Here is a 12691-nt window from a genome sequence, read left to right as displayed (position 1 = left end):
GCTGCGGGAATGCGGATTCTTGCCCTTCCCTTGAGGACAAGCTCGGCTTATCCGACCCGGCTTCGAGAGAGCAAATAGCCGCCGGCTTGGAACGGAAAGCCTTGTTCCACACCTGCAGCCTCTGCGGCACGCTGTTTAGAATCATAGAAGCGGATCTTGCTCCTCGGCCGCCTGCGCTCTGAAGCTTCGAGCCGCCTGCTTGCCGGCCGCGCCATGCCTTCTTTTCGGCCGGCTCCTCCCGGGACGGCTTATGCCGGTTGTTAAGCCGGCATCCTACAATAGCGGCGACAGCATATGCGCCGCCACTTCCGCCGCCTTCTGCGTCCACGGACGCGCCTCGAATTCGCCGAGCTTCAGCTCGTAGCAGTCCTTCAAGTCAAGCATGAAGTCCTCCTCCAGCCTTCCGATCGCCTTGCTTCCGAACAGATTCGCATTGATCTCGAAATTGCTGAAGAAGCTTCTCATATCCATATTCGCCGTTCCGACCGACGCCATGAGCCTGTCCACAATCATGACCTTCGCGTGGATGAAGCCTTTGCGGTAGCGATAGATGCGGACGCCCGCCTCAAGCAGGTCCTGGACATAGGAGAGCGAAGAATAGAGCACCAGCCTGGAATCCGACTTGTGGGGGAGGATGATCCGGACATCCACGCCGCTCAGCGCCGCGGTCCGCAGTCCCATCAGGACGCTCGGGTCGGGAATGAAGTACGGCGTTGCGATGTAGAGCTTCTCCTTGGCGGCGCTGATGGCGGAGAATACGCTCTCCAGAATGGAGTCCGCGCTCGTATTCGGCCCGCTGGCGACGATCTGGACCTGCTCGCTGCCGCTGCAGCCATGCTCGGGAAGATAGGCGGGATGTTCCAGCTTCTCCCGCGCCGTGAACCACCAGTCCCGCATGAACACCAGCTGCAGGTAATAGACCGCGTCCCCTTCAATCCGCACATGCGTGTCGCGCCAGAAGCCCAGCTTCGGGTTTTTGCCGAGATATTCGTCCCCGATGTTGATTCCTCCTACGAACCCGATCTTCCCGTCGACGACGACAATCTTCCTGTGGTTCCGGAAGTTGACGCGCTTGTCGAAAAAGGCGATGCGCGGGGCAAGGAAGCATTGCATCTTCACGCCTCCGTCCAGCAGCTCCTGCACATAGGCGTTGCGGAGCTCCAAACTGCCGATTCCGTCGTAAATGACTCTGACCTCGACGCCTTCGGCGGCTTTGCGGAGCAGCATCTCCTTGAACCGGCAGCCGATCTCGTCATGGCGGATCGTATAATAATCGAGATGAATATGATGGCGGGCCGAATCCAGCGCCTGCAGGATCGAGGCATAGGTCGGCTCCGCGTTGGTGAGGATCTCCGTCCGGTTGCAGCCGGTGACCGGCAGCATCGAGAAGCTGCCGAGCAGGTTGAACAGCCGCACCTCATGCTTGAAATCCGGATTCTCCATGTCTCCGGGCCGATGGACGAGAGCGCTCTGCCGCAGCGCCTTGAGCTGGACCTCATGGGCGATGACGCCCCTTCGCCGGACCGTCCGCCTCGTCTGGTACTCGCGCGCGACGAAGTAGTACATAACAAAGCCGATGACGGGCAGCACGAACAGGATGAGCAGCCAGGCGACGGTCTTGCTCGGCTGGCGGTACTCGAGAATGAGGATCGTCATGATTTGAAAAAGAAAGATGAGCAAGGCAAGCACGAGCCAGAACATGAGGCACCTCTTTTGCGGATTGGCGGATTGGCGGAATCGGATCGGACTCATCCGTCATTCGTTATTTTACCTGATGGAGGGAGCCCTTTTCTATCGCAGAGTATATAGATGGCGCATGAACTATCCATTGTACGTAGTATCAACGGCAGGCAGGATTTTCAAGCATTCGGCGCAAGATAATGCAAGGCTGGGGATGTCTCCTTTCTTCGGGAAATGGAATGAAGGACTCCCTAAAGGAATACATACTACATAGCATGAATTCATCCAAGGGAGGCGGATATCGATGTTCAAGGAAAACAAGCGCTGGTCGGCTTCGGACACGTTGATCGGCCAGGGAACGCGTGCGGAAGGCACCTTATCCTGCCAGGCAAGCCTGAGAATCGAAGGCGAATACCGCGGAGACATCAATTGCAAGGAAGATGTCATTATCGGAGAAAGCGGCGTGGTCCGCTCCAACATTTCGGCCAAGGACGTTACGATATCCGGCAAAGTGTACGGCGACGTCGCGACGACCGGACGACTGACGATCATGTCCAGCGGCCAGCTCCACGGCAGCGCGACAGCCGCCTCGCTCATCGTCCAGGACGGCGGCATTCTCAGCGGCAGCTGCCGCATGGAGCGGCAGGCTGAACCGGCCGCTCCGGCCGTCCGCGATCCTGCCGAGCCTTCGGACGAGGCCGGGCGCGATATCCGCGAAGTGCGCGAGGCCGCCCGGGAAAGCTCCGTGAAGGAGCGGCGCCAGGCTGGATGATGACAAAAAAAGCCCAGCATCGGCTCATCGGCCGATGCTGGGCTTTTTTGAATCAGCCTTTCATCATGTCGCTCATCAGGTCTCGGCCTGCGTCCAATTCCTCGTTGTATTTCTGGCGGTATTCCTGGATGATTGTCGTGCTGTAGCCGTACTTGTTCAATTCGGCTTCCACTTGGGAGACAAGGGAATCAAACTGCGAGCTGAAGCTGGCCAGCGATGCTTCGCCCTGCTTCTTCAAAGCGGCTCTCCTCGCTTTGTCCGAGGTGTCCACGTATTGCTGCCCGAGCTTGAGGAAAGTCGTTTTGGCGTTCATATACAGGGTCTGAAGCTTGGCGTCCGCCCGGAATTTGACATCCTCGTAAGTCGGGGCAGAAGGCATCACGATGCCGCCGCCTGCCGACCCTCCCGAAGCGTTGCCTGTCGAACCGGAACTGCCGCTGCCAGCGTCATTGCCGGAAGCAGGATCCTCCGGCTTAGGCTCCTCCGGCTTTTCGGCGGCCGGTGCCGGGGAAGTGATCGTGATCCGCTTGCTGGAGCTGTCCCATTTCACATTCATGCCCGTGCTCTCGCTCATGAAGCGGATGGGAACATACAGGCTGTTGTTCAGCATATAAGCGGTTTGGCCGGCGGGGAGCTGTTTTTGGGCTCCGTAGAAGACAAAGGACGCTTTAGCCGGCGAAATCGACAGCTTTTGATTTCCGATTGAAGCCGGCGCTCCGGAAGCACCGATCGCATTCAGAAAATACTCCCTCAGCACGACCAGCTCTTTGTCTGTAGGCTTGGATACCGTTACTGTGGATGTCGAGGCATTCCATTGAACGGATTGGAGCAGTCCGTAAGCGATATACCGGATAGGAACATAGGAAGTGCCCTGGTAGGTGAACAGATATTGATCGCTGTGCATCTGCAGCGTTCTGCCGTCAAAAATCGTCTCATAAGCAACAGATTGCGTTTTTACCGTAGACGCGGCGGCTTGCGCAGAGAGCGGTTGCGCGATGAAGGCGAGCAATGCCGCCAGAACTCCGATTTTCAATCGATTCCACATCATAAATCCCCATTTCTATTATTAAATCCAAATCCTTGGTCATTCTCCCCAGTGCGAAGCTCTGAGCTCCGTCCTCTCTGCTGGAGAGAGCGTTTGATAATGCTTCAGGAAGCGCTCATACTCTGCGGCGACCTCATCGATAACTCCGTATTTCTTCAGCTCGCCGTCATGAAGCCAGAGCCCTTTGTCGCAGAAGCTTTTGACTTGCGACAGAGAATGGCTGATAAAAAAGATCGTTTTGCCCCGTTCCTTGAACTCATTGATTTTGGCCAGACATTTGTCGCTGAACGTCTGGTCCCCTACGGAAAGAGCCTCGTCGATGACGAGAATGTCAGGATCGATATGAATGGATATCGCAAATCCCAATCTGGCCTTCATACCGCTGGAGTAGGCTTTGATCGGTTGATGAATGAATTTCCCCAGCTCGGCAAACTCGATCACGGCCGGCGTTATGGCTTTGATCTGCTGATGGGACAGCCCCATCATCAACCCTTTCAGCTCGATATTTTCAAGGCCGTTGAGCTGGTTGTTCAGACCGGAGGATATCGCGATTAGCGCGGCGTTCCCGTTGATATGAACCGAACCGCTGGAGGGAATCGTCACTCCGGCAATAAGGTTGGACAACGTGCTTTTGCCGGCGCCATTCAGCCCTATGATTCCGACTACATCGCCCTGGTCGACCGCAAAAGTCAGACTGCGCAGAGCCTGATGAACAGGGAAATCCTTCTTGATATAAAATAAATCCCGAATCTTTTCATTTATGCTGGAATGCAGACGAAAAGATTTGCTAACCTCTTGAAACCGGACTTGATGCACGCTTAGTCAACACCTCTATTGGTAATCCATGAAATGCTTGCGGAAACGAACATGTATGAATGCTCCCCATACAAACAACAGTGCTACTCCCAGCCAAAACCCGGCGGTGTAGGCCGTGGCGATATGAAATTGATTGAAAAGCATCGCGTTGCGGTATCCATCCACTAAGTAAGTGACGGGATTGTATCGGATTACTTTTTTCAGCAGCTCCGGCGTCTTGGAGTTTACCGTCCACATGATCGGAGTAATGAAGAACAGAGCTCTAGTAACCGCGCCGATCACAAACCTGAAGTCGCGGACAAATGCCGAAACGGTCGAGGTAAACAACGCCAATGCGGATAAAAGGGACACGGATGCGACCAGATAATAGAAGATTCCCAGATAAGATAATCCGAAAAAGCCGTATTTCATGATGACCGCAATCAAAACCATAACCAGCATGATCATATGAGAGATCAGCTGGGTAATGATGGTGATGGAAGGAAGCACGCTCAGGGGAAACTTCATTTTGGATACATGGCCTAATTGCGAGCTGACTGAATTCGCTCCCTGCACGATTCCTGAGCCGATAAACAACCAGGGAACAAGGCCGCAGCTCAGCCAGAGGACAAAAGGAACTCCCGCTACGGAAGCTCCCCCACGGATCCCCAATCCAAAAACGACCCAATAGACGGCCAATTGGCTGAGCGGATTCAAAAGCACCCAGAGCAAGCCTAATCGATTGGACATGTAAGTGGACTTCAGCTGAAACAAGGCGATTCTTACGATCATATAGCGGTTTTTAAAGTGTTCCTTTGCTACGATGTTCAAAAAACTCATGCAATCACGGTTTCAAGATGATTTACATACTGATACAAATTTCCGAAATTGATCGTTTGCATGCCTTGAGCATTCTCCGCCTTCACGCTGTTTCTCGTATCGAACAGCATCCGGTTCCTCATTCCCTTCACATACGGACTGAAGTCCATGGCCCGGAATTCGGTATGATCTGTCAGAAGAAGAATAAGATCGGCATCTCTCATCGCGTCCTCGGCCGAAACAAACCGCGGATCTATAGTCCTTACATGCGGATCATGAATCGACAAGCTGAAGCCAGCCTCCGACAGCAGCTCTACGATTTCCATAGCAGGACTTTCCCGGATGTCGTCCACATCCGCTTTATAGGTAACTCCCAACACCGCTATTTTCGGATTGTGGATTCCCCTGACCAGCTTCTCCGCATTTGCCGCCACGTAGTGAGGCATGGATGAATTGGTCTCTCTGGAAAGATGAATGATCTTGGCCAGATCCGGCGACTTGGCGACGATGAAATAAGGATCAACCGCCAAGCAATGTCCGCCTACACCCGGTCCTGGCTCTAAAATATTAACCCTAGGATGTTTGTTTGCCAGATCAATTACTTCTAGTACATTTAAATCAAGATAGTTGCATATTTTAGCAAGTTCATTCGCGAAGGCTATATTTACATCTCGAAACGTATTTTCAACTAACTTAGACATTTCAGCCGTTCTTACATCAGTTTGATGTATCTCGCCTTCACAAAAAATTTTATAAATTTCAGTAGCTTTCTGAGAGCATTTAGTTGTGACTCCGCCAATGATTCGATTGTTATTGACCATTTCTCCTAAAATATTACTAGGGAGAACTCTCTCGGGACAATGAGCTAAATAGAAATCCACACCAGGTTCATAATTATATTTCCTCATAAAGGGTATTACTATTTCATTTATTGTCCCTGGAGCAATAGTTGATTCTATTATTATAGTATTTCCTTTTTCCATTACAGATATAATACTCTGCAACGCATTTATAATATAGCTATAATCAAATAATCTTTTCTCATTTGAAATATATGGTGTTGGAACTGCGATTATAAACACGTCCGCTTTTTGTGGAATTACAGAAGCAATAAGACGTCTTGATTTATGAGCTTCGAGATAAGCTTCTTGAAGACCTGGTTCGTTTGTTAGCAAAGAACCTGAATTTATGTTTTGAATTAGCTCTTCCTGAATATCTATCCCTATTACTTTAATATTATTTTTTGCAAACATTAAAGCAGTAGGTAACCCGATGTACCCCAATCCATATACAGATATCTTCATTTTTACCCTTCCTTTATAAATCCATATAGCATTTCACAATTAGTCTTATTTACATTTTCAATATATTTAGACTTATCAATTTTTTTTACCGGCTTTCCATCATTGAAAATAATTTTTTTAACTTCACCTACTAATTCAGTAATAGATTGAACAGGTTTTCCAGGTATAACCTCATCTAATGTATTGGGATTCAACGGCATATTATTTTCAAAAAGATAATTAATAACAGGTTTATTTAAATAAATAAAATCATATGAAATACTTGAATAATCAGTTATGAGCATACAGCAGTCTTCTATATGTGCTCGTATATCAATATCATTGAAGCTATGGATATTAATCAAGGGAGATCTAGATAATTGCTCCTTCCAATTTATTTCTGTTTTTAACAAATCACAAGTTCTGGGGTGGAGGCATAAATCGATAGTGAATTTATATTTTTTTAATACCGATAAAAACTCATTATTATTTAACAATTCAATAATTGATTTTAAATATCTACTTTCTTTTAAATCAGTAACATTTTTGATGTTCTTTCTCCACGTAAATGAAACCATGATTCTTTTAAAAGAATTGCTATTATTATCTTTTAAAGAGTCAAATCTTGATAAACCAAAATTTAAAATATTACTCTCATTGAAACCAAAATGATTCTTCAATATATCTTTTTCAATCTTATTACTGGATATAATATAGTCTGCATAATCTTTTTTATAATGATATATTTCATCAACCTTGCTTTGTAAAATAACCCCATGCTGAATGAAAATTCTTTTAGGCTTTCTCCGTAGATGCTTAATATTCGAAGGCAATAAAATATTCACATTATCACTACTAAGAATAAATTTAGCATTCATTGATAATATAATATGCTTCAGACTATAATAATCAACTACGTTTCCAAGACCTTTAACTTTTTTAAAATCCGGGCTCTTTTTATTGATAACATAGTGCACTGGATATCCTTGATCTCTACAATGCTTGAAAAACCAGTATCCGGTATCATTTGCAGTATTACAGTTCTTCTCACCAATTAATATAATATTCTTTTTCCTAAAGAGAAATTTCGAGAATTCTTCTGTTAGTACAGCAAATCCTAATTTGAATTTTCTTTTAATATCAATTCCATTATTCATTTTTATTTGTTTTAAAGAGTATTGTTTGTTTCTAATATTAGAAATTATTTTTCTTTTTAATAAATTTATATCCTTTTTATATATAATACTTAATGCTCTTTTTTTATATAACGGTATTATCTCGCAATTTAATTTTTTAATTTTAAAATAAGAGTTCTTAAAATCATAAAGGACTTTTTTTCCATTAAAAATCAAATCGGTTTTTCTTTTGATATTTAAAAAAGTGGTTTCAATAGAAAATTTATAATGACCGTCATCCATATGTTCTGTAAATTCAAATTTAAATTTATATCCTCCATGACCATATTTTTCATTTGACGTCGATAGTAAATTATTAAAGAAATATTGAGCTTTCAATCTGTATTCTTTTTTTGTTTTTGTATGATATATAACAATTTCATGATTGATATCATTTTTAGAATTAATAGAGAAATTTTTATGGAATGCAAGTCCTTCGATACACATCATATTTTTATCAATTCTTATATCAGTGATTTCATTAACCAAATTACTTTTAGATAGGTATTCTGTAACATCGATACTTTGAACGCTATTTCCAAATATAAATTCTAAATAAATATTCTCATTTTTGGTTTTAAAAATAAAGTTACCATCAAAATCATAATCATATCGACGAGCATTAAATTCAAAATACTCCACAAAATAATAGAGTTCGTCTATTTTACCTTCCGACAGAAGCTTTAATTTCACGTAATTAATCATTGTATATACACGTATTATTTTCTTTGAATGATCTATTTTCTTATTCAAGATATTACTCAATAATAATAATATTCCTCTTCTATCTTCAATTGGATATTCCATAATTTGATTAATACGCAGTATAACATCCGCTATGTTTGATTTCACAATTTTCAATAAATAAGCTTCATAATTATTAATCCTAAATCTATTTAGATCGATAATATCATATATCCGTAATATTGAGGTATGCAATCCTGTAATATTTTTAAGAGATTTTTCTTGTGTAGTTGACAAATTATTTAAGTTCTGCCTAGTTCTATAGTTATAAACAAAGTCATTTACAAAGATAGTTTTTTTAGATTTAAATGAAGCATCTACAGCAAATAATCGATCTTCTCCATATTTTATTTTTTCAAACTTTATATTCCTTATCAATTCTGATTTAAATAATTTACCACAAGCACTGGGATAGTGATATAAAATTGGATGTGTGGTTATATGAATTTGTTTGGTATCGCTTATAGATTGTTCGAACTCATATCTTTCCTTATATTTAGCAGCGACTTTAGATGAGTCAGTAAATTGGTTATTTTTAAATGACAACATTTTTCCAATAACTTGATCTGCTGAATAATTTGTAGCATATAAATGAAGCAAATTCAATGCATTCTCTGATAGAGTATCATCCCCATCTAAAAATAAGATATATTCCGAGTCAGCTAATTCTAATCCTATGTTTCTTGGAATTGAAGGAGTACCGCTATTTTTAATGAATTTATAAGTGATGTTACTATATTTCCGAGATAAACTTTTAACTATTTTTTGAGTATTATCTAATGAACCATCATCCACAATTATAATTTGAAAACTTCCAGAAAAATTTTTTTGATTTATAACAGATAATACTGCTTCATTAATATATTCCTCTACATTATACGAAACAATTATTATAGCAATATCATATTTATTTTTCGACTCTTCATCTCTTATCATTTCTAATTCTTTAATAAAACGAGATATGTAACTCTTATTTTTCTTTGCTGGATTCAATGTTTCTATCTCATCAAAGTCTGTATAATTATCCTCTTTGATTTTAATATGTTGATAATATTCCAATTTTCCTTTTATATATTCATAGCAAGTTTTTAATAGTCTATTTTTCTTTTTTATATCAGATATATTCTTAGGAGTCTCAAGTTTATTATTCCTTAATATACGCTCGGATAAATACATCTCATGAAGAATAATATTTTTCCCGAAATTAATTTTAGCTTTTTCAATAAATTTATCCGCACAATTTTTCCAAAAATCAAAATCAATATCTTCTCGTTTAAAAAATGAAAAATTATTTTCTACTTTGAAATGTGTATCCTTTAATAACCAGCTGTCTAATAAAAATGTATTATTAATTGAAATCAAATCATATCGTTCATCTAACAAATCTATTAATAGATAATCGTTTTCGGAAGAAAGTTGTTCAATGCTATCTAAAAATGTTTTGTTTATTTCATTTTTCAATAATATGCTCTTTGAATAATTTTTGTAATCATGTTTATTTAATATTAGATCTGTTTTCGGAGAAGTTGCACTAACAATAGAATTTAGACTGTAGTCTATATTAGTGTATATTCGATCTATATTTATATTTTGAAATATCGACCCTGACTCATAACCTATTGTAATGATATTCATTTTGACCATCCTTCTAAATTCATAAACCACTAAGTTCTAGAATTATTTTTTTTGATATATCATGTTCATTTTTAATACTATACCTAGCAACATTGTTTTCGAGAGATTCTTTAATCTTATTTATTAACTCAGCTTCATTTTTACAGACTTGTTTCGATTCAATCTCAATTATACCTTTATTGTAATGTCTCGAGAAAAACTCATCGTAATCAAATTGATAAAACAAAACTTGCTTATTCATATAAGCAAAATCATAGGATACCGTTGAATAGTCCGTTATCAACAGCCGATGGCTTTTAAGGAGTTGTTGAACCGTTTCCTGACCCTGCCTGACGATTCTAATCCGCTCATGAATGAATGGGATATCTCCTAAGAGCTGCTGGACTTTGTAATGGGGATAGAAGGTCATGACAAGGTTCCTTCGTTCCAAAAGCTCATGAAGCTCTTTGCTTTTTAAAAAGGCCATATAGGTCTGAAAATAATTGGATGCCTTAAGTTGGCTCCCTGTTTTGATCCAATTACGCCAGGTAGGCATTAACAAGATCTCATTTCCTTGGCTTACATCCTCAAGCGCGTCCCATCTAGGCAAACCTGTTACAACTACTTCCTTGTCTTGATATCCAAATTCACTTAAGATATGATCTCGTTCGTTTTCTGAAGAGGTTACAAACAAAGAATAGCCGGTACGGTTTTTATGCAGGGAGTGGTTGACCCTGCTAACTCCAATTACTCCATGCTGCAAAAACACCTTTTTATTTTTCTGCCAATGAGGATAGTATTTCAAAATGTTTTTGTAGGCTGCAGTATACATATTGGCTGATTCAATATAACTGTTAAGAGTCATCGTACAGGCTAGCAAATATAAAGTATGCTTAAGTGAGCCGAAATGAATGATATTGCCGAATTCTTTTATTTTTTGATAATCTTTCGATCTTTTATCAATGACATAATAAATATTGATTTCCTTTTTGTATTTCCTTATATAACTAAACAAGTGGAAGGAATTATCCTGAGCAGTATCTCTTCTCTCACCGATCAGCCATATCCGTTGGCCTCTTAATAAACGGCCTAATAATTTTATTAGAGCAATGCTGAAAAATGTGTGGAAATCCCTTTTTTTCAGAAAGCTTATATCATATCGAAAGTCTTTCTTGAAACCGTTTATGAGCTGCCTGATATTCGTCCATTTGTTTACTCGCTGAATTTCAAGACACAAAAAGCTCCCCATCTTATATTTAGGGGAGATAAGAAATTCATTTGCTATAACGGGTTTTAGGGAATTCCTAAGCTGAGACAAAGGGATGTATACCGGAGATTCTATCCATTGATCATGCATCTGTACTCCAATGAAAAAATCCCACTCTCCATACCCAAGATCCTTCACGTTGATTTCCAGGGTTTCAAAGCCTGCCTCATTATAGTCGACTCGATTTTCCGCATGTAGAAAAGTTACATCGGTACGTAGAGCTGTCGTTAAAGGAATCCTCTTCTGAACCTCGTTGTTCCGGATGACCAGATATCTTTTATAGGCATCTGCTGGAATATGATGTATGAAAGCATAGCCTCCGATATATATTTTCATATCATCTTGTTTTACTATTTCAACTCGATGTATGAGTTTATGCTTCCAGATTTTCAAAATAGACTCGTATGATTGAAAATAAGTATAAAGGGGATGATAGTATGCGCCTTCATGTGCTATATAAGCTGTTTCAAACTTGTTATCTTGCATAACAATGAACAGTTTTTCTAGTGAACTTATATCCTTATTCAATATAATTTTCACAAGCAACTGTTCTTCTAGTTTCAGTTCATTCATTTGCATGCCAAATTTCAGGACTTGAATAAAAGTTTCAGTCAAGATAAAAAGGTGATGAGGATCCCTCTGTATCGTTGGCTTTTTCATTTCAAAAATCGAGTTCAAAAAATATTTAAACTGGCGAAGTTCAATGGTAGAAAGAAGATGACTTACATTCAAATCCTCATATAATAGCTTGATTTTCATCTGTAATACAATTAACCGATCAAATAGCGATGTCTCATTCACTCGGGATAAAGTGATCTCATCCTGAAAACGTCGGTAATGGAGGACTATAATCTCTTTGACTAATGTATTACGAGATAAATAAAGCGCTCTTTGACTGAACAGCAAATCTTCACCGAGCATCATGCTTTCGTCAAAAAAGATTTGATGTTTCAACAACAGACTACGTTTAAACAACTTATTACAAACGGATGGCGACAAGTTGAGTTCAGGATTCTTTGAGATATGCCTAATAATTTGCTTGTTATTCATACTGAACATTCGCTTTAAATAAGGAATTGTCTCCTGCAACTCCTCCTCATTGAAACGAATGATGCTTCCTATCGCAGTGTCAGCATCTTCTTTCTTGCACAACTCATACAAATGCATGAGACCTTCTAAGTCCATCCTGTCATCTGCATCCAAAAAGATGATGTAATGTCCATTCGCAGCTTTTATCCCTTGATTTCGGGCAGCGCTTACTCCACGATTCCGCTGAAGAATATACTTAAGCCTAGGATAACAATTCGCATATGGTCTGAGAATTTCAAGACTAGTATCCGTAGAGCCATCATCTACGATAATAATCTCTGCCCCTTGATTTAGACCCTCAATTACCGAATCAAGACACTCTGCCAGGTAGGAGCCTTTATTAAAGCTAGTAATAACAATACTCAGTTTTGCAGAATTCACACTGTTCATCCCCAGTTAATTTTAAAC

7 protein-coding genes and 1 pseudogene are annotated in these 12691 nt (G+C 41.0%); 1 reads left to right on the top strand and 7 read right to left on the bottom strand.

The genetic code is table 11. The features are described 5' to 3' along the window. Positions 1-273 precede the first annotated feature (273 nt). Positions 274-1701, bottom strand: a complete 1428-nt coding sequence (gene cls, locus CIC07_RS06410; protein ID WP_076359446.1) for a cardiolipin synthase — start codon at positions 1699-1701, stop codon at positions 274-276. Positions 1702-1984: 283 nt separating this feature from the next. Here cls and CIC07_RS06405 point away from each other — a divergent pair, with 283 nt between their 5' ends. Continuing rightward, complete coding sequence (locus CIC07_RS06405) at positions 1985-2452, top strand: bactofilin family protein (RefSeq protein ID WP_076359445.1); 468 nt, start codon at positions 1985-1987, stop codon at positions 2450-2452. Between the two features lie 52 nt (positions 2453-2504). Here the strand turns inward: CIC07_RS06405 and CIC07_RS06400 are convergent, their stop codons facing one another. From CIC07_RS06400 to CIC07_RS06375, 6 genes and pseudogenes are all read right to left on the bottom strand, one after another. Then, positions 2505-3485: a copper amine oxidase N-terminal domain-containing protein gene (locus CIC07_RS06400; protein ID WP_076359444.1), complete on the bottom strand. Its 981-nt coding sequence runs from the start codon at positions 3483-3485 to the stop codon at positions 2505-2507. Positions 3486-3557: 72 nt separating this feature from the next. Then, a pseudogene (locus CIC07_RS06395) lies at positions 3558-4313 on the bottom strand (ATP-binding cassette domain-containing protein); the annotation flags it as partial. A 15-nt stretch (positions 4314-4328) separates the two neighbouring features. Then, positions 4329-5132: an ABC transporter permease gene (locus CIC07_RS06390; protein ID WP_076359442.1), complete on the bottom strand. Its 804-nt coding sequence runs from the start codon at positions 5130-5132 to the stop codon at positions 4329-4331. Beyond that, positions 5129-6415 carry a nucleotide sugar dehydrogenase gene (locus CIC07_RS06385; RefSeq protein ID WP_076359441.1) on the bottom strand — a complete coding sequence of 429 codons (1287 nt, stop codon included), beginning with the start codon at positions 6413-6415 and terminating at the stop codon, positions 5129-5131. Before CIC07_RS06385 ends, CIC07_RS06390 begins: the two co-directional genes overlap by 4 nt. A 2-nt stretch (positions 6416-6417) precedes the next feature. Next, positions 6418-9948 carry a glycosyltransferase gene (locus CIC07_RS06380; protein ID WP_165895314.1) on the bottom strand — a complete coding sequence of 1177 codons (3531 nt, stop codon included), beginning with the start codon at positions 9946-9948 and terminating at the stop codon, positions 6418-6420. Positions 9949-9967: 19 nt separating this feature from the next. Further along, positions 9968-12664 carry a bifunctional glycosyltransferase/CDP-glycerol:glycerophosphate glycerophosphotransferase gene (locus tag CIC07_RS06375; protein WP_159442457.1) on the bottom strand — a complete coding sequence of 899 codons (2697 nt, stop codon included), beginning with the start codon at positions 12662-12664 and terminating at the stop codon, positions 9968-9970. Between the last annotated feature and the right edge of the window lie 27 nt (positions 12665-12691).

Origin of the sequence: Paenibacillus sp. RUD330, from assembly GCF_002243345.2 — a bacterium.
In the GTDB taxonomy this organism is placed as follows: Bacteria; Bacillota; Bacilli; order Paenibacillales; family Paenibacillaceae; genus Paenibacillus_O.
Note: the sequence above shows the minus strand (reverse complement) of the source record. Positions and strands in the feature narration are given on the sequence as shown.